Below are 23,932 nucleotides of genomic sequence, written 5' to 3' on the forward strand. Positions count from 1 at the left end.
CATGGCACACGAGGAAGACGCACACGAGCACGAGAGGGCTTCTTGGAAGCCTTCCCCCGGGCTCGCCGTCGCCGTCCCCGACGCCGTGCAGAACCCGGGTCTTCCCCCGCACCGCGAGCGTGTCACCGACAAGGATCCGGCCGCGATGGAGCGCGCCGTCCGCACGGTCTACACGCTGTTCTACCTGTCTCTCGCGGGAAGCATCTGGGCGGTCGCCGCCTACATGCTCTTCCCGATCGAGAGCGGGCAGATCATCGACATCCGCCATAACAACCTCTTCATCGGGCTGGGAATCGCACTCGCACTGCTGGCCATCGGCATCGGCGCGATCCACTGGTCGAAGGCGGTGATGAGCGACAAGGAGCACATCGAGCTCCGTCACCCCACGCGCGGTCGCGACGTCACGCGGGAAGGTGCCGTCGAGGGCCTGCGCGCGGCGAATGAGGAGTCCGGTTTCGGACGCCGCACCGCCATCCGCGGCTCGCTGATCGCGGCGCTGGTCGCCTCGGTCCTGCCCGGTATCACGCTGTTCCGCGGCCTCGCCCCCGAGTCGAGCCCCGAGCACCCGGATGCCGGTGACCCGGTCGCCCTGCTCAGCCACACCATGTGGAAGAAGGGCGAACGCCTCGCGCACGACCCGACCGGCGAACCGATCCGCGCCGCCGACCTGACGCTCGGCTCCGCGGTGCACGTCATCCCCCAGTCGCTGGCCGATGTCAGCCATCACGACGGTTACCTGGAGCAGAAGGCCAAGGCCATCGTGCTGCTCATGCGTCTGCTCCCGGAGCAGCTCGTCGAGGCGGAAGACCGCAAGGACTGGTCGTACAACGGCATCGTCGCGTACTCCAAGGTCTGCACCCACGTCGGTTGCCCCGTCGCGCTGTACGAGCAGCAGACCCACCACCTGCTCTGCCCGTGCCACCAGTCGCAGTTCGACGTGACCCACGGCGCTGCCGTGATCTTCGGCCCGGCAGCCCGTCCGCTGCCGCAGCTGCCCATCACCGTCGACGCTGAGGGCTACCTCGTCGCGCAAAGCGACTTCATCGAACCCGTCGGCCCGAGCTTCTGGGAGCGCCATTGAGCACCGCGACTGTCACTGAGACAGGCCCTGACACCAACCCGTCCGCGGCCTCCCGTGACGAGAAGCCGCTCGGCGGCCGATTCGTCGCCGGAGCGGCGAACTACCTCGACGAGCGCACCAGCATCTCGGGCCTGGTCAAGGAGCTGGGACGGAAGATCTTCCCCGACCACTGGTCGTTCATGCTCGGCGAGATCGCGCTGTGGAGCTTCGTCGTCGTTCTGCTGTCGGGGACCTTCCTGACCTTCTTCTTCCAGGCCTCGATGGTCGAGACCCACTACAACGGCGCCTTCCTGCCGCTGCGTGGCGTCGAGATGTCGGCTGCGCTCGACTCGTCGTTGCGCCTGTCGTTCGACATCCGCGGCGGCCTGCTCGTGCGTCAGATCCACCACTGGGCGGCGCTCGTGTTCGTCGCCGGCATCGGCGTGCACATGCTGCGCGTGTTCTTCACCGGCGCGTTCCGCAAACCACGCGAGCTCAACTGGGTGATCGGCTTCATCCTGTTCATTCTCGCGATGGCAGAGGGCTTCACCGGGTACTCGCTGCCCGATGACCTGCTTTCCGGAAACGGCTTGCGCATCATCGACGGCATGGTCAAGGGCATCCCGGTGATCGGCACGTGGACCTCGTTCCTGCTCTTCGGCGGCGAGTTCCCGGGCTCGCAGATCGTCGGCCGCCTGTACACGCTGCACATCCTGCTGCTGCCGGCCATTCTGGTCGCGCTGCTCGCCGTGCACCTCATGCTGATGATCGTGAACAAGCACACCCAATTCGCCGGCCCCGGCCGCACGAACGACAACGTCGTCGGTTACCCGATGGTCCCGGTGTACATGTCGAAGATGGGGGGATTCTTCTTCATCACGTTCGGCGTCATCGTGCTGATCGCGTCGCTGTTCACGATCAACCCGATCTGGAACTACGGCCCGTACGACCCGTCGCCCGTGTCGGCGGGTACCCAGCCCGACTGGTACATCGGCTTCGCCGACGGTGCGCTGCGTCTGGTGCCTCCGCACCTGGAGTTCGTGCTCTGGGATCGCACCTGGTCGTTCAACATCCTGATCCCGCTGACTGCCCTCGGCTTGTTCATCGTGCTGGTGGCGATCTACCCGTTCATCGAGGCCTGGATCACGGGAGACAAGCGCGAGCACCACATCGCTCAGCGTCCGCGCAACGCGGCGACCCGCACCGCGATCGGCGCCGCCGGTGTGACGTTCTACGCGGTGCTGTGGGCCGCGGCGTCCTCCGACATCATCGCGACCCACTTCTGGCTCACGATGGAAGGCGTCATCCACACGCTCCAGGCGTTGCTCTTCATCGGGCCTGTGCTCGCGTACTTCGTCACGAAGCGCATCTGTATCGCGCTGCAGAAGAAGGACCGTGAGATCGCCCTACACGGCTACGAGTCGGGTCGTATCGTCCGCCTTCCCGGCGGCGAGTACATCGAGGTCCACCAGCCGGTCGACCAGTACGAGGTCGTCAAGCTCGTCGATTTCGAGACGAACCAGCCGTTGGTCGTTCGTCCCAACGATCAGGGTCGCATCCCCTGGCACGAGAACGTCCGCGCGTCGCTGTCGCGCTGGTTCTTCGAAGACCGCCTGGCCCCCGTCACGCAGACGGAGCTCGAGGAGGCCCGCGCCCACCAGCACCACACGCTGGAGCACGTCGCCGCCGAGGAGGATGCCGAGATTCAGGGCATGCACGAGCGCGCCGGAGTTCCGGATGCCCCGCACCACCCGATCGACGACGGCAGCCGCAGCGAGACCGCTGTTCGCCCGTCGAATGTGATCGTCCCCGACGAGGATGACACGAAGAGCTGACGCCACACGTTGGCAGTCAAGCGGCGAGGAGAGACCGTTCCGGTCCTCCTCGCCGCTTCTTCGTTCGCGTAGCGTCTCGGTCATGACCTCACAGACGCCCGCATCTACGCTCGCCCACTTCAGCGCGAAGCTCGCACATGAGACTGACCCGTCCGACGTGTATGCGGCGCAGCGAGCCGGCGAAGAGTTCGTACTCGTCGACGTTCGTGGCGCCGACGCGTGGGCGCAGGGCCACCCTGTGGGGGCCATTCACATGCCCTACCGCGACATCGCGGAGCGCGCACCCCGCGAGTTCGCACCGCACCTGCCGATCGTCGTGTACTGCTGGAGTCCTGGCTGCAACGCCGGCACGCGCGGCGCCATCGAGTTCGCCCGGCTCGGGTACACGGTGAAGGAGATGATCGGCGGTTACGAGTATTGGGTACGCGAAGGGTTGCCTACCGAGAACGACCAGGGCCCACTCCCCCGCGTTTTCGACGCGCAGGTCATGTACGTGCGACCTGAGACGACCTGAGACGACTGATCAGCCGGCGAGAGCACCGGCGCCTTCCGTGAATCGATCGGCCGCCGCCCCGGCGAAGGTGACAGTCTCACCCTGTGAGGCACCGGCGATGACATCCGCCACCACGGCGGTCACGTTGTCGCGCGAGCCAGCCTGCAGGGCCGCTGCCACCACCAGGGAAGCTGCCACATCCGGGTCCGTCACCGTCCGCAGGACGTCGGCGATGGCGTCATCGGGCAGGTAATCGCTCACACCGTCGCTGCAGAGCAACCATCGATCGCCCCGCACACCTACGCGCTCGCTCACGCGGACGAGGTCGGACGCGTCACCGCGCAAGGAAGCGGTGATGATGTTGCGCCGCGGGTGAGCCATCGCGTCTTCCTCGCGGACGAGCCCCTGGTCCACCAAAACCTGGACGAACGAGTCATCGCGGGTCTGCCGAATGAGGTGGCCGTCTCGGACCCGATATGCACGAGAATCGCCGGTGTGCGCGAGCAGGAGGGCGCCCGTGCGGCTGAGCCAGAGCCCGGTGAAGGTCGTCGCCATCCCAGCGAGCGACGGGTCTCGTCGCACGTGAGCACCCAGATCCCAGTTCGCGATGCGTACGCGCGTGGCGAGTTCGTCCGCGTCGTCCAGGCCGGATCCGCCGGCGACAAGTCGATGCAGGAACGCTGCGGATGCCAGGTCACCGGCTGGGCCGCCGCCGACACCGTCCGCGACACCGGCCCCCCACGACGAGACGAACGCGGCATCCTGATTGACGTCGCGAAAGCCTCCGACGTCGCTACAGACGCCGGCCCGCAAGGAGAGAGCCATCACAGCCGGGGGGCGACGCTCAGCGCGCGAAGTACCCGCGGTAGTACTCGAACACCCAGCCGACGATCGCGACGACGAAGACGCCGAGACCGATCGGAAGCAGGAACGTTCCTACGGCCAGACCGAGCATCGCCAGCGCAGCCGAGAACGCGAGCACGAGCGGCCACCACGACCAGGGGCTGAACTCACCCATCTCAGGGTCACCGTCATCGATGTCCGCCGTGAGCGAGTCCTCGGGCAGCTCGCCGCCCTGCGCGCGGTGCACGCGATCGACGTAGAAGCCGATCATCGCGGACATGAAGACCGTGAACAGCAGCGCGACGGACCCGACCCACTCGATGGCGTGGAACCAGGGCCGGTCGGAGTGCTCGATGATGTTCCACCCCGTATACAGGGCGAAGCACAGGAAGAAGAACCCCGACAGGATCCACCAGAGGTTGACGTTGGTCTTCACTTACTTGACCTTCCCATCAGCCACATCCACGACCGGTGCGTCCGGAGCATCCTTCGCCGGTCCGACACCAACAGGCAAGGCCGCCTCTGGGTGGTTCAGGTCGAACGCGGGACGTTCACTGCGGATACGCGGGATCGAGGTGAAGTTGTGACGCGGCGGCGGGCAGCTGGTCGCCCACTCGAGCGAGCCTCCGTAGCCCCACGGGTCGTTGACCGTGACGCGAGGAGCCTTGCGAGAGGTGATCCACACATTCAGGAAGAAGGGGATCATCGAGGCACCGAGGATCATCGCACCGATCGTGGAGACCTGGTTCTGCCACGTCCACCCGTCAGCGGCGGAGTAGTCCGCGTAGCGGCGCACCATGCCATCCACGCCCAGCCAGTGCTGGATGAGGAAGGTCATGTGGAAGCCGATGAACAGCATCCAGAAGTGGACCATGCCGAGACGCTCGTTGAGCATGCGGCCCGTCCACTTCGGCCACCAGAAGTAGAACCCGGCGAACATGGCGAAGACGACCGTGCCGAAGACGACGTAGTGGAAGTGCGCGACGACGAAGTAGGAGTCGGAGAGGTGGAAGTCCAGCGGCGGCGACGCGAGGATGACGCCGGTGAGACCACCGAAGACGAAGGACACCAGGAAGCCGAGCGAGAACACCATCGGCGTCTCGAAAGTCACCGAGCCTCGCCAGAGCGTGCCGATCCAGTTGAAGATCTTCACACCCGTCGGCACGGCGATGAGCATCGTCATCAGAGCGAAGAAGGGCAGCAGCACCGAGCCCGTGACGTACATATGGTGCGCCCAGACCGACACCGACAGTGCAGCGATCGCGATGGTCGCGTAGACGAGGGTCTTGTACCCGAAGATCGGTTTGCGGCTGAAGACCGGGAAGATCTCGGAGACGATGCCGAAGAACGGCAGCGCGATGATGTACACCTCGGGGTGGCCGAAGAACCAGAACAGGTGCTGCCACAGGAGCACGCCGCCGTTCGCGGGGTCGTAGATGTGGGCGCCGAGAATGCGGTCGGCGGCAGCAGCCAGAATGGCCGCGGCGAGCACCGGGAATGCCATCAGGATCAGGATGCTGGTGACCAGAGTGTTCCACGAGAAGATCGGCAGACGCCACATGGTCATACCGGGAGCGCGCATCGTGATGATGGTCGTGATGAAGTTCACCGCACCGAGGATGGTTCCAAAGCCCGACATACCGAGCCCCAGCATCCAGAGGTTTCCACCGGCGCCGGGAGAGAACGACGCCCCTGCCAGGGGCTGATAGGCGAACCATCCGAAGGCCGCCGCACCCTGGGGCGTGAGGAACCCGGCGACGGCGATGACCGAACCGAAGATGAACAGCCAGAGGGCGAACGCATTCAGACGGGGGAACGCGACGTCGGGGGCACCGAGCTGCAAGGGCAGGATCGCGTTGGCGAAACCGGCGAACAGCGGCGTCGCGAACATCAGAAGCATGATCGTGCCGTGCATCGTGAAGAGCTGGTTGTACTGCTCCTTCGTGGGCAGGATCTGCATGCCGGGCTCGAACAGCTCGGCGCGGATGATCAGTGCCATCACACCGCCGAGGAGGAAGAAGATCACCGAGGCGATGAGGTACATGTACCCGATCGTCTTGTGGTCAGTGGAGGTGATCCACTTGACGATGATGTTGCCCTTCTGGGCCACGCGGGTCGAGCTCATGAGCGCGGCCTGACGCGGGGGCAGCGTCGTCGGACGAACGGTGGTGTCGCCCTGGAGAGGAAGCGTCGTCGCCATCAGTGTTTTCCCTCTGATTCAGTGGAAGCACCCGTGCCCGGGAAGTTCTGCAGACGGTCGTAGGCCTTGTTGATGTCACCGGTCTGACCGGCGGCACGCAGCCCTGCGAGGTACTGCTGGTACTCGGCAGGTTCGACGACCTTGACCTTGAAGAGCATCATCGAGTGGTACTGACCGCAGAGCTCGGCGCACTTGCCGTCGTACTCGCCGACGCGGGTCGGGGTGAAGGACCAGTAGTTGTCCTTGCCGATGTACATGTCCTTCTTGTACAGGAAGTCGATGATCCAGAACGAGTGGATCACGTCGCGCGAGGTCAGCTTGAGCTTGACGGTCTCGTTGACGGGAAGGACAAGGGTCGGCAACTCGCTGGTGACGGTGCCCTGGGCGTCGGTCTGGGCCTGAACGCCCATGGTCCAGACGGCCTTGTCGCCGGCCTGGCAGTCCGCCGTGTCGTCGTTGTACTGGAAATCCCACGCCCACTGCTTACCGATCGCGGTGACGCACACGTCCGGGTTGTCGTACTGCGTTTCGAGCACGGCCTGGTCACGCGCGGTGAACGCGAAGAAACCCAGCACGAGGATGAGCGGGACGACCGTGTAGAAGATCTCGACCGGCATGTTGTAGCGAAGCTGCACAGGCAGGCCGCGCTGGCCGCGACGACGACGGTAAGCGATCGCCGCCCACCCCATCAGCGCCCACGTGATGACACCCACCGCGAGGAGCACGATCCACGAGTTGACCCACAGTCCCGACACCATCTCGGTGTGGTTGGTGGCCTGCGTGCCATCGTCGGTGAAGCCGGGCAGGAAGCCGTTCAGCTCGGTGGGAGTGCATCCAGCAAGGGCGATCGCGGTAGCGATCCCGATCGGGATGACGGCGAGCCGGAGTCGGCGTTTGACGCGCACGGTGCACCTTTCGGGGTCATGAAGGTCGAACACCGTTCAGTCTAGGGCAACCTCCCACACGATTCAGGCCATCCGCCCAGGATGTCTGCCACTATCGGAGGGGTTTTCCCGGCCTGATCAGCGCTGACGACTCGACTCAGTGGAAGCTGTCACCGCACGCGCAACTGCCCGCCGCATTGGGGTTGTCGATCGTGAAGCCCTGCTCCGAGATGGTGTCCTTGAAGTCGATGCTGGCGCCGTCGAGATACGGCACCGACATGTCGTCGATGATGACCTCCACGCCGTCGAAGTCGACCGCCTGGTCACCGTCGAGGAAGCGCTCGTCGAAGTACAGCTGGTAGATCAGACCCGAGCATCCACCGGGCTGGACAGCGACGCGCAGACGCAGGTCATCGCGTCCCTCCTGCTGCAGGAGGCTCTTGACCTTCTCGGCCGCAGCATCCGTGAGCAGCACGCCGTGAGCCTTCTGCGTCGTGTCGGCGGGGGCGTTCGTGGCGATGTCGGTCATGGCACTCTCCGGAACCTCGGTGGTGATCGAAGCCGCTATCAGACGGCGGGTCGTGCTCGATTCTACGCCGGGTCGGGCGTGGCGGGCCGAAGCCGCTCAGGCGTCTCGGAGTGTCTGCGTGTCCAGCTGCTCCAGCAGCAGAGCCTCGGACACCAGCGCGTGGCGGAAGGTGTCCAGGTGCAGCGACTCATTGGGGCTGTGCGCACGCGCGTGCGGGTCTTCGACTCCTGTGACGAGGATCTGTGACTCGGGGAATTCACGCACGAGGTCGGCGATGAAGGGGATCGATCCCCCGACTCCGATATCGACGGCGGGCACACCGTATCCCTCCTCGAGGGCGGCGCGCGCCGCTGCGACCGCAGGACCGCTGGTGTCGACCAGGAAGGCGTCTCCACAGTCGACATCGGTGAAGGTGAGCTCCGCACCGAACGGAGCGTGCGCGCGCAGGTGCGCCTCGAGCGCGGCATAGGCCTCCCGCGCCGGCTGCCCCGGCGCGACGCGCATGCTGATGACGACCGACACCTCGGGCGACAGCGTGTTGGAGGCGTTCTTGACGCTGGGTGCGTCGATGCCGGTGACCGTGATCGAGGCTGTATTCCAGATGCGACTCAGGATCGTGCCGCGCCCGATCGGGCTGACACCCGCCGGGAGGCCCGCTTCGTCGCGGAGCGTCTCCTCCGAGTAGTCGGGCGTCGCCGCGTCGCGCGCCGTGAGCCCGGCCACCGCGACAGCGCCGTCGTCGTCCCACAGCGTCGAGAGCAGTTTGACCGTGGCGAGCATCGCGTCGGGTACCGCTCCACCGAACATCCCCGAGTGCGAGGCGTGCTCGAGCGTGCGCACCGTGAGAGTGAAGCGGGCATTCCCGCGGAGCGACACGGTCAGCGCCGGCGTCACGGCATCCCAGTTGCCCGAATCCGCGACGACGATCACATCCGCCCGGAGGGCATCGGCGTTGTCGCTGAGGAACTGTGCGAAGGATGCCGAGCCGGCTTCCTCCTCACCCTCGATGAAGAGGTTGACCCCGAGGTCGAAGTCGGTACCGAGAGCACTGGTGAGAGCGCGCAGCGCACCCACGTGAGCCATGACGCCGGCCTTGTCGTCGGCCGCGCCACGACCGTAGAGGCGCCCGCCGCGCACCGTTGGTTCGAACGGCGGCGACTCCCACAGCTCCTCGTCTCCGACCGGCTGCACGTCGTGGTGGGCGTAAAGCAGAATGGTGGGGCGTCCGGCGCGAGCGGCTCGGGAAGCGAGCACGGCGGGCATGCCTTCGGCACCCGTCTCGGGCACGACAGCGGTCTTGACCTCGACGCGATCGAAGATGCCGAGGTCATCCAGCAGCGCCTTGACGGCGTCTGCGCTGCGCTCGACATCCGCGCGGTCGAAACCGGGGAATGCGATCGACGGGATGCGCACGAGACGTCCCAGATCGGCCAGGGCGGCGGGAACCGCCGCTTCGGCGGCATCACGGACGGCGGGACGGCGGGACATCTCCGAGCTCATGCGGGTAATCTTAGGGGGCAGCTCTCGCGCGTCCCTGTGCGTGTGCACCACCCGTGAAGACAACGAGGATCCACATCGTGGCCAAGACTCCCGCCGCCCCCGAGGCCGCTCCCGACGCTTCCACCGGACCGGGCAAGAACCGTCCGACGCCCTCGCGCGCCGAGCGGGAAGCCGCGCGCAAGCGGCCACTGGTGGCGGACACGAAGGAAGCCCGCGCCCGCGCGAAGGCCGAACTCGCCACTCAGCGCGAGAAGGCCAGGATCGGCATGGCCAACGGAGACGAGAAGTACCTTCCCACCCGTGACCGCGGCCCGCAGCGTCGCTTCGTGCGCGATTTCGTCGACGGCGGCTGGCACCCGGGTGAACTGCTCATGCCGCTCATGCTGGTCGTGATCCTGCTGAGCCTCGTACCCAACACGGCGATCGTCTATTACGGCTTCATCGCATTGTGGCTCTACATCCTCATCGTGGTCGTGGACATGATCATCACGAATGTGCGGGTGAAGAAGCTCACCCGCGAGAAGTTCGGTGACCGCCGGGAGAAGGGTCTCGGCTGGTACGCGGGCATGCGTACGATCCAGATGCGCTTCATGCGTCTGCCCAAGCCGCAGGTCAAGCGCGGCGGCCGCCCGGTCTGACTCCCCGCGACCCGACGTGGCACAGCTGCGAAGAGACCGCCGCGGTCGTCGCCCCGACGCCGGATGGCGTCGATGGTTCGTCGCGGCGCCCGCGATCGTCGGTGTCGCGCTCTGTGCCGCAGGCGCGCTGACGGGTGCGTCCGGATCGGAGCTCGAGCTGCCCGCCTATCTGTGTGTCATCGTCGGCGGATGGGCGCTCGCCTTCGCGGCGGTCAATGCCGTGGACGGTCTCGCCGACCCGGTCGCGTGGATCGTCCACAGCGTCCTGGCTCTCGCCGTCATCGCCCTGCTGAGCGGATTCCTGCCGGCGCTGGAGGCGCTGCGGACACTTCCCGACCCCTGGCGGCGCCCCCTCGGCTTCGCGCTACTTGCGGTGCCTCCGGCCGGCGGCTGGGTTCTTCTCACCCTGCTCGGGCGGGTGTCGACCCTCTTCGAACGCCGCGCCGCGCGGCGGGCAGCGGCGCTGCCACGACCCGCCTGGAGCGGGAGCGACAGCCGTCCCGAACTGACCATCACCGCGGCACGGTTCTCACCGCGCCGGCTGACGACCCTCGTCATCGCCGTCACGGTCGTCGGCGGCATCATCGCGGCGGCCATCGTCATCCTGACCGAGCGTTGGGTGACACGGCTCGGCCCGATGGCCCTGATCGTGCTCCTCGGCGTGTTCATCGGCCTTCCGCTCTACGGCATCGTCCGAACGATCGTGAATCGACGCCGCACCCGGATAACGCTGGCGTGGACCACCGGAGGACTCGCCATGGAGAGCGGCAGCTCGTGGACGGTGCCGTTTCCCACCCTGACGCGGTTCGTCTGGCGCGAACGCGGCGACATGGCTCGTGTGGAGGTGCACACCGCGCAGCGCAGCGAGACGTTCCTGGTCGGAATGGTACGACAGAGCGGCGGAGCCGCCTCAGAGCTGCCGCCGCTGCAGCATCGGATGGTGCGTGCGCTGGAGCACGCCGGCTTCAGGCGCCGGGACCATCGCGGCGTTGTCCGCTTCGACCGCATCGCCGATCCGGACCGCACAGCGCCAGCGGTCAGCCTCGTCGACGCCGCGCAGCCAGATCGCGGTTGATCTGACGCGCCCACAGCGGGCCGCGATAGATGAAGCCCGTATACCCCTGAACCAGGTTCGCTCCGGCGTCGAGGCGCTCCTGAACGTCGTCCGCCGTCTCGACGCCACCTGCCGAAATGACGCAGAACTCTCGCGGCACGGCGCCGCGCACGATGCGCAGCACCTCCAGGGCTCGGGCACGCAGCGGGATGCCGGAAAGCCCGCCCGGCCCCATGGCTTCCACGGCGCGCGCGTCCGCCTGCAGGCCACGACGGGAGATGGTCGTGTTCGTGGCCACAAGACCGGCCAGGCCCAGATCGACGGCGAGACGTGCGACGCCCTCGATCTCCTCGTCGGCGAGGTCCGGCGCGATCTTGACGAGCAGCGGCGTCGTGCCGGCGGCATCCCGCACCGCCTCGAGCAGAGGGCGCAGCGTCTCGACGGCCTGCAGCCCGCGCAGCCCCGGGGTGTTCGGCGACGAGACATTCACGACGAGGTAGTCGGCGACCGGCGCCACCAGCTTCGTGCTCGTGACGTAGTCGGCCGTGGCGTGCTCGACGTCGACGATGCGGCTCTTGCCGATGTTTCCGCCGAGCACCGTGCGGCGGGGGCGACGGCGCGAACGGGCGAGTCGGGTGGCTGCTGCCGCGGCACCGGCGTTGTTGAACCCCATGCGATTGATCAGGGCGCGGTCGGAGACCAGTCGGTACAGTCGCGGCCGGGGGTTGCCGTCCTGCGCCACCGCCGTCACCGTGCCCACCTCGACGTGCCCGAACCCCAGCGCGTAGAGCCCCTCGCTCATGACCGCGTTCTTGTCGAATCCGGCTGCGACGCCGAAGGGCGAGTCGAAGACAAGTCCGAGCGCACGCGTGCGAAGGATCGGGTGAGGCGCGGTCAGCGCACGTACGATCGGCCGCAGCGGCCAGATCCCGAACGCCCGGATGACCGGGATCACGAGGTGATGAGCACGCTCGGGGTCCATGTGCGAGAACACGGTGCGGAAGATGAAGGGATACATCGGCACCCAGCCTAGAGCGCTCGCGGCGGTGCTCCGCGCCGGTCGGCCGTGACTACTCGGCGCTCTCCCGCGCGTGGTCCGCGCGCAGCTGCGCGATCGACGACTCGAAGTCATCGAGGGAGTCGAATGCCTGGTAGACGCTCGCGAAACGGAGATACGCAACCTCATCGAGATCGCGGAGCGGACTGAGAATGGTCAGCCCGATCTCGTTGGTGTCGATCTGCGACGCACCGGTCTGGCGTACGGCCTCCTCGACCGCCTGCGCGAGCACGGCCAGGTCTGCCTCGGTGACCGGGCGTCCCTGGCACGCTTTGCGCACGCCCGACATCACCTTCTCGCGGCTGAAGGGCTCGATGACGCCCGACCGCTTGATCACGTTGAGGCTGGCCGTCTCCACGGTGGTGAATCGACCGCCGCACTGCGGGCACTGGCGACGCCGACGGATACTGAGCCCGTCGTCGCTCGTGCGCGAGTCGATGACCCGCGAATCGGCATGGCGGCAGAAAGGACAATGCATGAGCTACTCCCCCGTGGGTTCGTCGGCGAACCGCGCCGACACCGCCTCGCCGTGAGCAGGAAGCTCCTCGGCCACCGACAACGCGACGATGTCGTCGTGCACCATGCGCAGCGCCTCGCGGTCGTAGGCGATCACCTGCTGCGGACGAAGGAAAGTGGATGCCGACAGCCCCGACGCGTACCGCGCCTGGCCCCCGGTGGGGAGCACGTGATTGCTGCCCGCGAGGTAGTCCCCCAGGCTCACCGGCGAGTTCTCCCCCACGAACACCGCGCCGGCGTTGACGAAGGTCTGCGCCCGCGGCTCGCCGAGATGAAGTTCGAGGTGCTCAGGGGCATAGGCGTTGCTGAACGCGGTCGCCACGTCCAGATCGTCGACGAGGACGATCGCGGACTGGGGACCTTCGAGTGCGTCGATCGCGCGGGCACGGTTGCGGGTGTGCGCGACCCGCTCGAGAACCTCGTCTTGTACACGTTCAGCGAGCTCCGGCGACCACGTCACCAGGATGGCGGAAGCCTGTTCATCGTGCTCGGCCTGGCTGATCAGGTCCGCCGCGATCAGGCCGGGGTGCGCAGCCTCGTCGGCGACGATGAGAATCTCGGTGGCACCGGCCTCCGAATCGGTTCCGACGACCCCGCCGACGGCCCGCTTCGCGGCGGCGACGAAGTTGTTGCCCGGCCCGGTCACGACGTCCACAGGATCCAGACCGATGCTCTCGACACCGTACGCGTAGGCGGCGATGGCCCCCGCGCCACCCATCGCGTAGACCTCGGTGACGCCGAGCAGACGCGCGGCAGCGAGGATGTCGGGGTGGACGCGGCCGCCGAACTCCGATTGCGGCGGCGAGGTCAGTGCCACCTCGCCCACACCGGCGACCTGAGCCGGAACGACGTTCATGACGACGCTGGACGGGTAGACGGCCTTGCCGCCCGGCACGTAGACCCCGGCGCGTCGAACGGGCACCCACCGCTGTTCGACGCGGGCGCCTGGTCCCAGATCGGTGACCACAGCTGGCGGCACCTGAGCCGCAGACGCGATCCGGACGCGGCGGATGGACTCTTCGAGCGCTCGGCGCACCGCGGGATCGAGCTGTTCGAGCGCCTCGTCCAGGTGTGCCTCGGGGACGCGGATCGCGTGATCGGTGACCCGGTCGAATCGGCTCGCCTGTTCTCGCAGTGCTGCTTCTCCGCGCCCCCGCACGTCCGCGACGATCTCGGAGGCGGCCTGCAGGGCTTCGGCGCGCGCAGCCTGGGCGCGTGGCACGGCGGAGAGCAGCTGCGCGGCGGTCAGCTCACGACCGCGCAGATCGATGGTGCGAAGCATCCGTCCAGGCTACCCGCGCGTGACGCCCGAGACGTCGCGGAGGTACCCGATGCGACCGTCCTCGTGACGCAGGACAAAGCTATCTCCACGGTCTTCGATGACGAGAGCCCACGCCGTCGGGCCGATGCGGAACAGCGGAGCTCCGCTCTCATCGACCACGTCGCGTTCGACCGGCACGAGCGCCCAGAACGCCTGCGAGGCCGCCGGCGCCGTCGTCTGCTGCCCGAGCACGGTCGTCTCCGCCGCCGGCTTCTCCCCCGCGGCCGGCGCGGTCTGCGGCGACTGCGGTGCGAAGGGGTTCGCTTCCGTGGCAATCGGGACCGGCGAGGGTACGGTGTGCGCGGTGGGACGGGCGACGACCGGACGGGCGACCACGGGACGGGCGGGTCGGGCGTAGCGGTGGGCGGGCACCTCGGTGCGGTAGCGGAAATCGTCGCCGATCGTCGGCAGCAGCGGCGCGAACACGGTCAGGACGACGCCCGCGAGCATGAGGATGAGCTCCACCCACACCACCCACGTGGCGAGAAAGACACCGGCAGCCGATGCCGATACGAAGGAGCTCCAGAGGATACCGAGCCAGATGATCGCCGACACGCTGAAGGCGACCGACGCGAACTGGTCGATGCCGAGCGAGCCGACGCGCCGGATTCCCTGCGGTGAGAGGCGGCGCAGGCCCAGCAGGAACACAGCCACCGTGGGCACGCCGATGGTCAGCAGCCAATCGATCCCGGTCCATACGGAGGTGCCCCAGCTGCTGCTGCCGTAGCTGTAGATCGGGAAGAACGACACGACGAAGGCGACGAGCCAGATACCGGCCAGCGCCATCTCGCGGACCGAGAAGGGACCGACCCCGTACTGCGGCGGCGCAGACTCGTCGATGCCGTCGGGCCCGTCGGTCATCGCGTCGCACGCCTCAGAGAAGCTGCCGTACGCCACGTTCGCATCGCCGTCTGCCGTCGTGTCGGAGCTCGAGTGCTCCGCGGCATCCGCAGCGGTCGTCGGTTCGGCAGACAACCCCGCAGAGGGCTCATCGGTGGCGTCGAACGCCGGGGCGTCGGGGGTGGGCTTCTCGTCGGTCACGTGTCGCATCCTTCCGGAACAGAACTCGACAGCGATCCTAGTCGGACCGCTTTCGGGTCACCCGAGACATTGCGGCCCGAGAAGGCCCTTCAACTCGCCGTACAGATCGACCGTCACCCGAACCTGCGCCGGTACCTCGAACACCTTGGCCACACCGCTCTTGTGCAGCTTCAGCGTGACCTCGGTCTCACCCGGATGCCGCGAGAACACCTGGGCGAGCTGCGTCACGGTGGATTCCGTGGCCCGGTGCTCCGGCATGAGCAGCACGAGCGCTCCGGTCGTGTCCACCGAACCGAGATCGGGGACGAACGCGGTCTGGCCGTGGAGGTTCAGACCATCATCGCGCCGTGACACGCGGCCGCGCACCACGAGGATGCTGTCGGCGACGAGCATCGATTGGAACTCGGTGTAGGTCTTTCCCATGAACATGACGGTCACCTCACCGTCGAAGTCCTCGACGGTGATCATGCCGTACGGGTTGCCGCTCTGCTTCGCGACGCGGTGCTGCACGCTCGTGACGAGCCCCGCCACGGTCACGATATCGCCGTCATTGACGTCATCCGACGCGAGGAGGTCGTGGATCGAGGTCGACGCGTGCTTGGCGAGAGGGATCTCGAGCCCGGCGAGCGGGTGATCGGAGACGTAGAGGCCGAGCATCTCGCGTTCGAACGCCAGCTTGTCCTTCTTCGTCCACTCCGGTCGAGGCGGAACCTTCGGCGGCACAGCCTCCTCGGCCGCGTCGTAGAGGCTGTCGAAGTCGAACCCAATGGCCCCCTGGGCTTCGTTGCGCTTGCGATCCACCGCCCCCTCGACGGCATCCTCGTGGATCTCCAGCAGGGCGCGCCGCGTGTCCCCCATCGAGTCGAAGGCGCCGGCCTTGATGAGCGATTCGACTGTCCGTTTGTTCGCGACGTGCATCGGCACGGTGTCGAGGAAGTGGTGAAAGCTCGAGAAGCCCTCCTGGCCGCGCGCCTCGACGATGCCGTCGACCACGTTCGCGCCGACGTTGCGGACTGCGCCGAGGCCGAAGCGGATGTCTTCACCGACGGCGGCGAAGTAGCGTATCGACTCGCTGACGTCCGGCGGCAGCACGCGGATGCCCATGCGGCGACACTCGTTCAGGTAGACGGCCATCTTGTCTTTGGAATCGCCGACGCTGGTCAGCAGCGCCGCCATGTACTCGGCCGGGTAGTGGGCCTTCAGATACGCCGTCCAGTACGAGACCAGACCGTAGGCCGCCGAGTGCGCCTTGTTGAAGGCGTAGTCGGAGAACGGCAGCAGGATGTCCCACAGGGCCTGCACGGCGGCCTCGCCGTACCCGCGCTCCTTCATCCCGCCCGAGAATCCCTCGTACTGCTTGTCGAGCTCGGACTTCTTCTTCTTGCCCATCGCGCGGCGGAGGATGTCTGCTTGTCCGAGCGAGAAGCCGGCCACCTTCTGCGCGATCGCCATCACCTGCTCCTGATAGATGATCAGGCCGTAGGTGGTGTCGAGGATGTCGCGCAGGGGCTCCTCGAGTTCGGGGTGGATCGGGGTGATCGGCTGCAGCCCGTTCTTGCGAAGGGCGTAGTTCGTGTGCGAATTCGCTCCCATGGGACCGGGGCGGTACAGCGCGATGACGGCCGAGATGTCCTCGAAGTTGTCGGGCTTCATCAGACGCAGAAGCGAGCGCATCGGCCCGCCGTCGAGCTGGAACACGCCGAGGGTGTCGCCTCGGGTGAGCAGATCGTAGGCCGGCCGGTCGTCGAGGGTGAGGTGCTCGAGATCGAGCTCCTCCCCCCGGTTCATCCGGATGTTCTCGAGCGCGTCGGAGATGATCGTGAGGTTTCGAAGCCCCAGGAAGTCCATCTTGATCAGGCCGAGGGCTTCGCACGACGGGTAGTCGAACTGCGTGACGATCTGGCCATCCTGCTCGCGGCGCATGATGGGGATGATGTCGAGCAGCGGCTCGCTCGACATGATCACGCCGGCGGCGTGCACACCCCACTGACGCTTGAGCCCTTCAAGACCCAGGGCGCGATCGAAGACCGTCTTGGCGTCGGGGTCGGTGTCGATCAGCGAGCGGAACTCGCTGGCTTCCTTGAAGCGCGGGTGGGCGCTGTCGAACATGCCGGACAGTGGCATGTCCTTGCCCATCACCGCGGGAGGCATGGCCTTGGTCAGCCGCTCGCCCATGCTGAACGGGAAGCCCAGCACACGACCGGCATCCTTCAGCGCCTGCTTCGACTTGATCGTGCCGTAGGTGACGATCTGCGCCACGCGCTCGGAGCCGTACTTGGCCGTGACGTAATCGATGACCTCGCCGCGGCGCCGGTCGTCGAAGTCGACGTCGAAGTCGGGCATCGAGACGCGGTCGGGGTTGAGGAAGCGCTCGAAGATGAGGCCATGCTCGAGCGGGTCGAGATCGGTGATGCGCATGGCGTAGGCGACCATCGAACCGGCGCCCGAGCCGCGCCCGGGCCCGACGCGGATGCCGTTGTCCTTGGCCCAGTTGATGAAGTCGGCAACGACGAGGAAGTACCCGGGAAAGCCCATCTGGAGGATGATGCCGGTCTCGTACTCGGCCTGCGTGCGCACGTTGTCGGGGATGCCGCCGGGATAGCGGTAGTGCAGGCCCTGCTCGACCTCTTTGATGAGCCAGCTGTCTTCGGTCTCGCCGTCGGGAACCGGGAAGCGCGGCATGTAGTTGGCGGACGTGTTGAACTCCACCTCGCAGCGTTCCGCGATCAGCAGGGTGTTGTCGCACGCGTCGGGATGATCGCGGAATAGCTGCCGCATCTCGGCGGCGGTCTTGATGTAGTAGCCGTCACCGTCGAACTTGAAACGGTTGGGGTCATCCAGCGTCGATCCCGATTGGACGCACAACAGGGCCTCGTGCGCATCGGCTTCGTGCTGGTGCGTGTAGTGCGAGTCGTTGGTGGCCACCAGCGGGATGTCGAGATCCTTCGCGAGCCGGATGAGATCGGTCATCACCCGGCGTTCGATCGACAGTCCGTGGTCCATGATCTCGGCGAAGTAGTTCTCTTTGCCGAAGATGTCCTGGAACTCCGCGGCTGCCGCGCGCGCGGCGTCGTACTGGCCCAGCCGCAGGCGCGTCTGCACTTCTCCCGACGGGCAGCCCGTGGTCGCGATGAGCCCCTTGCCGTAGGTCTGGAGCAGTTCGCGGTCCATGCGGGGCTTGAAGTAGTAGCCCTCCAGGCTCGAGAGGGAGCTCAACCGGAACAGGTTGTGCATACCCTCGGTGCTCTGGCTCCACATCGTCATGTGGGTGTACGCGCCGGATCCCGAGACGTCGTCGCTCTTCTGGTCGGGCGACCCCCACGCGACGCGCGACTTGTCGCTGCGGTGTGTTCCGGGCGTGACGTACGCCTCGAGACCGATGATCGGCTTGACGCCGACCGCGTTCGCCGCGTTGTAGAACTCGAACGCCGCGAAGGTGTTGCCGTGATCGGTGACGGCGATCGCCGGCATCCCGTATTCGGCGGCGGCCTGCGTCATCGCGCCGATCTTGGCCGCTCCATCGAGCATGGAGTACTCGCTGTGCACGTGCAGATGTACGAAGGAGTCGGTGGCCACCCATCGAGTCTACGAAGCCCGCCGACATCCTCGGGCAGACGCCCTGGATGCCGTCCGAGGTCGCCTCACCTTCGAGTTGAGGGTGAGACACCTAGTGTGGAGGCATGGCCACTCCGGAGTTCGTCCTGTCGCTGCGCGAGAAGATCGGCGGCGCGCCACTGCCTCTGGTCGGAGTGACGGCGGTCGTCTTCAAGGACGAGAAGGTGCTGCTCGGCAAACGCGCCGACAACGGCGCCTGGCAGTGCGTGTCGGGCATCGTCGACCCGGGCGAGGAACCGGCGGATGCCGCGGTGCGCGAGTGTCATGAGGAAGCAGGCATCGTCGTGCGGGCGACCCGTCTCGCCGTCGTCCAGCAGTTGCCGCGGATCACGTACGACAACGGCGACCAGGTCGACTACCTCGACCTCGTGTTCCGCTGCGACTGGGTGTCTGGAGAACCGCACCCGGCCGACGGCGAACTGACCGAGGTCGGCTGGTACGGCCTCGGCGAACTCATCGACGTGGAGCAGTTCCACGTGCGCAAGATCGCGCTCGCGATCGCCGAAGACGACCCGGCATCCTTCGCCGGCGGACGCTGAGGTTCAGCGCCGGCGGCGACCGAGGATCTCCTCGCGCACCTGGCGGCGGAGGACCTTGCCGACGAGCGAGCGCGGCAGCGTGTCGAGCTCGACGACCGAGCGCGGCACCTTGTAGGCGGCGAGGTGCGTTCGGGTGAACGCGCGAATCTCATCGGCGTCGAAGACCGTGCGTTCGCGCATGACGACCGCGGCGGTGACCGTCTCGCTGCCATCCGACCGCGGGATGCCGACGACAGCAGCATCGGCGACATCGGGATGCAGCAGCAGCGCACCCTCGACCTCGCTGGGACTGACGTTGAAGCCGCCGCTGATGATCAACTCCTTGAGGCGGTCGACGACGGTCACGAATCCGTCGGCATCCACCGTCACGATGTCGCCGGTGCGCAGCCATCCCCCCTCGAGGAGGGTGGACGCCGTTTCGCTCGGCTGCTGCCAATAGCCCTGGAAGACCTGCGGGCCGCGCACCAGCAACTCGCCTTCTTCTCCCAGCTCGAGATCACGCGTCGGATCCGCCGGATCGACGACGCGGATCTCGGTGCTGGGAAACGGGACCCCGACCGTACCCGGACGCCGCAGCGGCCCCATCGGGTTGCCGACGCTGATCGGAGAGGACTCGGTCATCCCGTAGCCTTCGACGATGATTCCGCCGGTTGCTTCCTCCCACCGCAGCACCGTCGACGGGGGCAGGCTCATCGCGCCGGAGATGGCGTTTCGAAGGCTCGAGACGTCCACGCCCGCACGTGCCGTCGCCCGCGCCAGCGCATCGTAGATCGGCGGCACCGCGGCGAGGAAAGTCGGCGGCGTGCGGCGGATCGCGTCGAGCGTGAGCCCCACGTCGAATGTGGGGAAGAGCACGATTCGTGCCCCCACCGACAGCGCCGTTGTGATGCAGAGGGTGAGTCCATACGCGTGGAAGAGCGGAAGGACCGCGTAGAAGACCTCGCGTCCGGCGACGAGATCCGGTACCCAGGCGGCGGACTGCGCCCCGTTGGAGCGAAGGTTGCGGTGAGTGAGGATCGCGGCCTTCGGCGCACCGGTCGTGCCGCTCGTGAACTGCAGCACCGCGATGTCGTCGAGACTCGGCCGGGCAACGCGGCGACCGACGGGTCGCGCGTCGGCGATCGTGCTCCACGACAGGATCCCCTTCGCCCGCGGCCGCGTGGTGAGCGCGGCCCGCGCGTCGCGGGCCTTCTTCAGCGGCAGGCGCAACGCGACCCGAGTGCGGCGCGGCATCGCGTCCGTCATCCGCACCGCGACGATATGGTCGGGACGGATGTCGGAGGGAAACTCGGCGATCGTGTCGGCGACGGCATCCCAGACGATCGCGACGGTGGCATGGTGCACCTCGAAGAGGTGCCGCAACTCGGGTGCCGTGTAGCGAGGGTTGTGTTCGACGACGATCGCCCCGAGGCGCTGCACGGCGTAGAAGGCGACGATGTGCTGCGGACAGTTGGGCATGATCAGCGCGACGCGATCGCCGGCACGGACGCCCAGCCGACGAAGCCCCTCGGCCGCCCGTGCGACCTCGTCACCGAGTTCGCGATACGTCGTCACTGCGCCGAAGAACTCCAGTGCCGGCCGCCGCGGAAACGCGTGCACGACGTCGTCGAGCATGTCGGAGAGAGTCTGCGTGACCGGATCGATGTCGGCGGGCACACCCGGTGCGTAGGAAGACAGCCAGGGACGCTCGGAAAGACTCACCCGTCCAGCGTATGCACCGGCATGTACGTGCACCGGCATAGGTCCTCTGTGAGCCTCAGCCCCGCAGCACCTCGAGGGCGTGCGCCAAGTCGGCCGGATAGGCGCTCGAGAAGGTGACCCAATCAGTGGTTACGGGGTGGGAGAACGAGAGTTCGTGGGCGTGGAGCCACTGGCGGGTCAGCCCCAGGCGTGCGGAGAGCGTGGGGTCGGCGCCGTACAGGGGGTCTCCCACGCACGGATGCCGGTGCGCCGCCATGTGCACGCGGATCTGGTGAGTGCGACCCGTCTCGAGGTGGATCTCCAGAAGGGACGCCGAAGGGAACGCCTCGAGCGTCTCGTAGTGTGTGACCGAGTCCTTGCCGTCCGGAGTGACCGCGAACTTCCAAGAGTTGGAACGGTGTCGACCGATCGGAGCGTCGATCGTTCCCGCGAGCGGGTCGGGGTGGCCCTGCACGACGGCGTGGTAGATCTTCTCGACCTCGCGCTCTTTGAACGCGCGCTTGAGCGCGGTGTATGCGCGCTCGGACTTGGCGACGACCATGAGCCCGCTGGTGCCGACGTCGAGGCGGTGAACGACCCCCTGCCGCTCCGCCGCACCGGTCGTCGCGATACGGAAACCGGCCGCGGCCAACGCCCCCAGCACCGTCGGACCTTCCCAGCCGATAGAAGGATGCGCCGCGACGCCGGACGGTTTGTCGACGACAACGATGTCATCGTCGTCGTACACGATGCCGAGGTCCGGCACCGCCAGCGCAACGACTTCGGGACCGCGGCGTTCTTCCCACTCCACATCGAGCCAGCCGCCGGCGCGCAGGCGGTCGGACTTGGCCAGCGGGCGCCCGTCCAACCGCACACCGCCGGCGTCGGCGACATCCGCTGCGAAGGTGCGCGAAAAGCCGAGCATCTTGGCCAATGCCGCATCGACGCGAACGCCGTCCAAACCGTCGGGGACGGGCAGGGTACGCGACTCCATCAGTGTTCGGGTTCGCTGGTCGCCGGCGCAATCGCCGCGTCAGTGTCGGCCTCAGCCCGCCGCACGGACGCGCCGCGTTCGCGCGTGCCGTCCAGGCGGCGCCCGATGAGAACCAAGAGCGCGACGCCGATCATCATCGTGACGATGAACATGTCGGCGACGTTGTAGATCGCGGGGTTCATCCCCGGCCACATCCACGGCGTGTTGATGAAATCGACGACCTGACCGACGAAGAAACCCGGCTCCCGCAGCACACGGTCGGCGAGGTTACCCAGGATGCCGCCGAGCAGCAGTCCCAAGACGATCGCCCAGACGCGGGACCGCACACGGGTGACCGTCAGAAACACGATAACGAGAGCAGCGATGCTCATGACCACCGTGAAGATCCAGGTCTGCCCTTCGAGAAGGGAGAAGGCGGCGCCCGGATTGCGCGTCAGATAGAACTGCAGCGCATCTCCCCATACCGCGACGGGCTGCTGGTAGGGCAGGTTGGTGAGCGCAAGATGTTTGGTGAACTGGTCGGCGGCCAGCACCACCGCAGCGAGGATCGCGACGATGGCACCGGCCGCCGCCCTGTTCAGGGCCTTGTGCAGAGTGCTGCTCTGGGGAGTCTGCTCCGTCACCGGGCTCAGGAAGCCGAGACGGGCGATGCACCCGAGGTGGCGCCGGCGACGTCGAGGTCGCGCAGCTTGTCCTCGATGAATCCACGCAGCTGCGAGCGGTAGTCACGCTCGAACTGACGCAGTTCGCTGATGCGGCTCTCGAGGACGGCGCGCTCGCTCTCGAGGCGGGCCATCTCGTCGCGGCCCTTGGCTTCGGCTTCGGCGAGAATGGTCGCGGCCTTGGCCTGTGCTTCGGAGACGAGCTTGTCGCGCTGAGCCTGACCCTCGGCGACGTGCTCGTCATGAAGACGCTGGGCCAGCTCGATGATGCCGGCCGAAGCCGCCACACCACCGGCGGCCGGAGCCTCGACCGCCGGAGCCGGCGCGGGCACGGATTGGACGGCGGCGGGCTCTTCGACGACCGCGGCCTCGACGACCTCAGCGGGCGCGGCATCACCGGACTCGTACGCCGCGAGCTTGGCCTTCAGCTCCTCGTTCTCGGCGATGGTCTTACGCCACTCGACGACAATCTCGTCGAGGAAGTCGTCGACCTCATCGGGGTCGAACCCTTCCTTGAACCGCACGTGCTGGAACTGCTTGGTGACGACGTCTTCCGGGGTCAAAGCCATGGTGTTTCCTCTTTCGGGGCTCACGACGCGGGCCGATTCGGTCGGCCCGTCATCGACGAACCGTGATGATCAAGCATAGTCGGCCCTCGTAGGGGGTGCGACGGGGGCTATAGGCGCTCGATGACCCGGACGATGGTCAGCAGCAGGAAGCACGCGAGCATCGTCACCGGAAATCCGAGATCGAGAGCGATGGGTCCGAGACGCAGCGGCGGGATCAGGCGGCGGAAGAACCGCAGCGGCGGATCGGTCACGGTGAACACGGCTTCGGAGATGACGAGACCGAAGCCGTGGGGACGCCACTGCCGGTTGAACATCGGAATGTACTCGAGGACGAGCCTCGCCAGCAGCGCGAGAATGTAGAGGAGGAGAAGGACGTCGACGACGGACGCCGCCAGGCGCACGATCTCCACGACTACTGCGTGAAGGGCGCGGCCTCGGGGTCGGCGTGCGCCACCGTGCCGTCACCGGAGATCGCGACGTTTTCAGGCGAAAGCAGAAAGACCTTGCTGGTCACCCGCTCGATGCGCCCGTACAGACCCAGGGACAGTCCGCTCGCGAAGTCGATCAGACGACGCGCATCGGCGTCACTCATCTGCGAGAGGTTGATGATCACCGGGATGCCGTCGCGGAAGTTCTCGGCGATGATCTGCGCATCGCGATACTGCTTGGGGTGCACCGTGAGGATCTCACTGACCGTGCCGGCCGTCGGCTGACGCACGACCGCGGGACGGTGCAGGGGGGTCACGGGTGCAGCCTTTTCGATGGTGCGCTCGACCCCGCGTTCGCGGCGGGCCGGCGTCTCTGCGACGGGCGCATCGTAAACCTCTTCTTCGTCGGCGAGGCCCAGGTACACCATGGTCTTCTTGAGCGGGTTCGACATCGCATTCCTCCGTTTGCTCGTC

At 67.0% G+C, this 23,932-nt stretch carries 23 protein-coding genes; 6 read left to right on the forward strand and 17 right to left on the reverse strand.

Features of this window, described 5'->3' with window-relative positions; all coding sequences use genetic code 11:
- Nucleotide 1: 1 nt before the first annotated feature.
- The 3 genes from ITJ43_RS02920 (at nucleotide 2) to ITJ43_RS02930 (ending at nucleotide 3,409) form a co-directional block, all read left to right on the forward strand.
- The gene (locus ITJ43_RS02920) at nucleotides 2-1,081 is read left to right on the forward strand and encodes a ubiquinol-cytochrome c reductase iron-sulfur subunit (RefSeq protein ID WP_194581965.1); all 1,080 of its coding nucleotides are present in this window, start codon (nucleotides 2-4) and stop codon (nucleotides 1,079-1,081) included.
- Nucleotides 1,078-2,895: a cytochrome b gene (locus ITJ43_RS02925; RefSeq protein WP_194581967.1), complete on the forward strand. Its 1,818-nt coding sequence runs from the start codon at nucleotides 1,078-1,080 to the stop codon at nucleotides 2,893-2,895. Before ITJ43_RS02920 ends, ITJ43_RS02925 begins: the two co-directional genes overlap by 4 nt.
- An 82-nt stretch (nucleotides 2,896-2,977) precedes the next feature.
- Nucleotides 2,978-3,409, forward strand: a complete 432-nt coding sequence (locus ITJ43_RS02930) for a rhodanese-like domain-containing protein (protein WP_194581968.1) — start codon at nucleotides 2,978-2,980, stop codon at nucleotides 3,407-3,409.
- A gap of 9 nt (nucleotides 3,410-3,418) precedes the next feature.
- Here the strand turns inward: ITJ43_RS02930 and ITJ43_RS02935 are convergent, their stop codons facing one another.
- From ITJ43_RS02935 to ITJ43_RS02960, 6 genes are all read right to left on the reverse strand, one after another.
- A complete protein-coding gene (locus ITJ43_RS02935; RefSeq protein ID WP_194582447.1) occupies nucleotides 3,419-4,213 on the reverse strand; it encodes a PP2C family protein-serine/threonine phosphatase in 795 nt (264 codons plus the stop codon).
- A 19-nt stretch (nucleotides 4,214-4,232) separates the two neighbouring features.
- Nucleotides 4,233-4,667 carry a cytochrome c oxidase subunit 4 gene (locus ITJ43_RS02940; protein ID WP_194581969.1) on the reverse strand — a complete coding sequence of 145 codons (435 nt, stop codon included), beginning with the start codon at nucleotides 4,665-4,667 and terminating at the stop codon, nucleotides 4,233-4,235.
- Nucleotides 4,668-6,431 (reverse strand): cytochrome c oxidase subunit I, encoded by a 1,764-nt coding sequence (gene ctaD / locus ITJ43_RS02945; RefSeq protein WP_194581970.1) that lies wholly within the window; start codon nucleotides 6,429-6,431, stop codon nucleotides 4,668-4,670. It lies immediately after the preceding gene.
- A complete protein-coding gene (coxB, locus tag ITJ43_RS02950; RefSeq protein WP_194581971.1) occupies nucleotides 6,431-7,336 on the reverse strand; it encodes a cytochrome c oxidase subunit II in 906 nt (301 codons plus the stop codon). Before coxB ends, ctaD begins: the two co-directional genes overlap by 1 nt.
- A gap of 136 nt (nucleotides 7,337-7,472) precedes the next feature.
- Nucleotides 7,473-7,844 carry an iron-sulfur cluster insertion protein ErpA gene (gene erpA, locus ITJ43_RS02955; RefSeq protein ID WP_194581972.1) on the reverse strand — a complete coding sequence of 124 codons (372 nt, stop codon included), beginning with the start codon at nucleotides 7,842-7,844 and terminating at the stop codon, nucleotides 7,473-7,475.
- A 96-nt stretch (nucleotides 7,845-7,940) separates the two neighbouring features.
- Nucleotides 7,941-9,344 carry a dipeptidase gene (locus tag ITJ43_RS02960; RefSeq protein ID WP_194581974.1) on the reverse strand — a complete coding sequence of 468 codons (1,404 nt, stop codon included), beginning with the start codon at nucleotides 9,342-9,344 and terminating at the stop codon, nucleotides 7,941-7,943.
- Nucleotides 9,345-9,421: 77 nt separating this feature from the next.
- Between ITJ43_RS02960 and ITJ43_RS02965 the strand changes: the two genes are divergently transcribed.
- Nucleotides 9,422-9,982, forward strand: a complete 561-nt coding sequence (locus ITJ43_RS02965; protein WP_194581976.1) for a DUF3043 domain-containing protein — start codon at nucleotides 9,422-9,424, stop codon at nucleotides 9,980-9,982.
- A 16-nt stretch (nucleotides 9,983-9,998) separates the two neighbouring features.
- On the forward strand, nucleotides 9,999-11,057 hold the full coding sequence (locus tag ITJ43_RS02970) for a hypothetical protein (RefSeq protein WP_194581979.1): 1,059 nt from the start codon (nucleotides 9,999-10,001) through the stop codon (nucleotides 11,055-11,057).
- Here ITJ43_RS02970 and ITJ43_RS02975 read toward each other — a convergent pair.
- The 5 genes from ITJ43_RS02975 to dnaE all read right to left on the reverse strand — a co-directional run bounded on the left by ITJ43_RS02975 (nucleotide 11,020) and on the right by dnaE (nucleotide 18,499).
- Nucleotides 11,020-12,054 carry a quinone-dependent dihydroorotate dehydrogenase gene (locus ITJ43_RS02975; protein ID WP_194581981.1) on the reverse strand — a complete coding sequence of 345 codons (1,035 nt, stop codon included), beginning with the start codon at nucleotides 12,052-12,054 and terminating at the stop codon, nucleotides 11,020-11,022. The two genes, ITJ43_RS02970 and ITJ43_RS02975, sit on opposite strands and share 38 nt — an antisense overlap.
- Nucleotides 12,055-12,106: 52 nt before the next feature.
- The gene (gene nrdR / locus ITJ43_RS02980) at nucleotides 12,107-12,571 is read right to left on the reverse strand and encodes a transcriptional regulator NrdR (protein ID WP_194581983.1); all 465 of its coding nucleotides are present in this window, start codon (nucleotides 12,569-12,571) and stop codon (nucleotides 12,107-12,109) included.
- Nucleotides 12,572-12,574: 3 nt separating this feature from the next.
- On the reverse strand, nucleotides 12,575-13,891 hold the full coding sequence (gene hisD / locus ITJ43_RS02985) for a histidinol dehydrogenase (RefSeq protein WP_194581985.1): 1,317 nt from the start codon (nucleotides 13,889-13,891) through the stop codon (nucleotides 12,575-12,577).
- Nucleotides 13,892-13,900: 9 nt separating this feature from the next.
- Complete coding sequence (locus tag ITJ43_RS02990) at nucleotides 13,901-14,791, reverse strand: hypothetical protein (RefSeq protein WP_228495425.1); 891 nt, start codon at nucleotides 14,789-14,791, stop codon at nucleotides 13,901-13,903.
- A 237-nt stretch (nucleotides 14,792-15,028) separates the two neighbouring features.
- Nucleotides 15,029-18,499 carry a DNA polymerase III subunit alpha gene (gene dnaE, locus ITJ43_RS02995; protein WP_416361057.1) on the reverse strand — a complete coding sequence of 1,157 codons (3,471 nt, stop codon included), beginning with the start codon at nucleotides 18,497-18,499 and terminating at the stop codon, nucleotides 15,029-15,031.
- 152 nt (nucleotides 18,500-18,651) lie between these two features.
- On the opposite strand from dnaE, the gene ITJ43_RS03000 reads away from it, so the two are divergent.
- On the forward strand, nucleotides 18,652-19,125 hold the full coding sequence (locus ITJ43_RS03000) for an NUDIX hydrolase (protein WP_194581989.1): 474 nt from the start codon (nucleotides 18,652-18,654) through the stop codon (nucleotides 19,123-19,125).
- 3 nt (nucleotides 19,126-19,128) lie between these two features.
- Here the strand turns inward: ITJ43_RS03000 and ITJ43_RS03005 are convergent, their stop codons facing one another.
- From ITJ43_RS03005 to ITJ43_RS03030, 6 genes are all read right to left on the reverse strand, one after another.
- Nucleotides 19,129-20,865: a long-chain-fatty-acid--CoA ligase gene (locus ITJ43_RS03005; RefSeq protein ID WP_194581991.1), complete on the reverse strand. Its 1,737-nt coding sequence runs from the start codon at nucleotides 20,863-20,865 to the stop codon at nucleotides 19,129-19,131.
- A 16-nt stretch (nucleotides 20,866-20,881) separates the two neighbouring features.
- Nucleotides 20,882-21,799: an RluA family pseudouridine synthase gene (locus tag ITJ43_RS03010; protein WP_194581993.1), complete on the reverse strand. Its 918-nt coding sequence runs from the start codon at nucleotides 21,797-21,799 to the stop codon at nucleotides 20,882-20,884.
- Nucleotides 21,799-22,422: a signal peptidase II gene (lspA, locus tag ITJ43_RS03015; protein WP_323741105.1), complete on the reverse strand. Its 624-nt coding sequence runs from the start codon at nucleotides 22,420-22,422 to the stop codon at nucleotides 21,799-21,801. The genes ITJ43_RS03010 and lspA overlap by 1 nt, the downstream gene beginning before the upstream one ends.
- 5 nt (nucleotides 22,423-22,427) lie before the next feature.
- Nucleotides 22,428-23,030, reverse strand: a complete 603-nt coding sequence (locus tag ITJ43_RS03020) for a DivIVA domain-containing protein (protein WP_194581995.1) — start codon at nucleotides 23,028-23,030, stop codon at nucleotides 22,428-22,430.
- A 107-nt stretch (nucleotides 23,031-23,137) separates the two neighbouring features.
- A complete protein-coding gene (locus ITJ43_RS03025; RefSeq protein WP_194581997.1) occupies nucleotides 23,138-23,440 on the reverse strand; it encodes a YggT family protein in 303 nt (100 codons plus the stop codon).
- A gap of 2 nt (nucleotides 23,441-23,442) precedes the next feature.
- Nucleotides 23,443-23,910: a cell division protein SepF gene (locus ITJ43_RS03030; RefSeq protein WP_194582000.1), complete on the reverse strand. Its 468-nt coding sequence runs from the start codon at nucleotides 23,908-23,910 to the stop codon at nucleotides 23,443-23,445.
- Nucleotides 23,911-23,932: the final 22 nt, after the last annotated feature.

Source organism: Microbacterium sp. VKM Ac-2870 (genome assembly GCF_015350795.1).
In the GTDB taxonomy this organism is placed as follows: Bacteria; Actinomycetota; Actinomycetes; order Actinomycetales; family Microbacteriaceae; genus Microbacterium.

Coding starts and splice junctions, on each gene's coding strand:
- dnaE (WP_416361057.1), bottom strand. CDS start 18,499: ATGCTCGATGGAGCGGCCAAGATCGGCGCGATGACGCAGGCCGCCGCC.
- ITJ43_RS03030 (WP_194582000.1), bottom strand. CDS start 23,910: ATGTCGAACCCGCTCAAGAAGACCATGGTGTACCTGGGCCTCGCCGAC.
- ITJ43_RS02920 (WP_194581965.1), top strand. CDS start 2: ATGGCACACGAGGAAGACGCACACGAGCACGAGAGGGCTTCTTGGAAG.
- ITJ43_RS02935 (WP_194582447.1), bottom strand. CDS start 4,213: ATGGCTCTCTCCTTGCGGGCCGGCGTCTGTAGCGACGTCGGAGGCTTT.
- ITJ43_RS02930 (WP_194581968.1), top strand. CDS start 2,978: ATGACCTCACAGACGCCCGCATCTACGCTCGCCCACTTCAGCGCGAAG.
- ITJ43_RS02990 (WP_228495425.1), bottom strand. CDS start 14,791: ATGACCGACGGGCCCGACGGCATCGACGAGTCTGCGCCGCCGCAGTAC.
- nrdR (WP_194581983.1), bottom strand. CDS start 12,571: ATGCATTGTCCTTTCTGCCGCCATGCCGATTCGCGGGTCATCGACTCG.
- ITJ43_RS03020 (WP_194581995.1), bottom strand. CDS start 23,030: ATGGCTTTGACCCCGGAAGACGTCGTCACCAAGCAGTTCCAGCACGTG.
- ITJ43_RS02975 (WP_194581981.1), bottom strand. CDS start 12,054: ATGTATCCCTTCATCTTCCGCACCGTGTTCTCGCACATGGACCCCGAG.
- ITJ43_RS03005 (WP_194581991.1), bottom strand. CDS start 20,865: ATGCCGGTGCACGTACATGCCGGTGCATACGCTGGACGGGTGAGTCTT.
- hisD (WP_194581985.1), bottom strand. CDS start 13,891: ATGCTTCGCACCATCGATCTGCGCGGTCGTGAGCTGACCGCCGCGCAG.
- ITJ43_RS02960 (WP_194581974.1), bottom strand. CDS start 9,344: ATGAGCTCGGAGATGTCCCGCCGTCCCGCCGTCCGTGATGCCGCCGAA.
- ctaD (WP_194581970.1), bottom strand. CDS start 6,431: ATGGCGACGACGCTTCCTCTCCAGGGCGACACCACCGTTCGTCCGACG.
- ITJ43_RS03000 (WP_194581989.1), top strand. CDS start 18,652: ATGGCCACTCCGGAGTTCGTCCTGTCGCTGCGCGAGAAGATCGGCGGC.
- erpA (WP_194581972.1), bottom strand. CDS start 7,844: ATGACCGACATCGCCACGAACGCCCCCGCCGACACGACGCAGAAGGCT.
- ITJ43_RS03010 (WP_194581993.1), bottom strand. CDS start 21,799: ATGGAGTCGCGTACCCTGCCCGTCCCCGACGGTTTGGACGGCGTTCGC.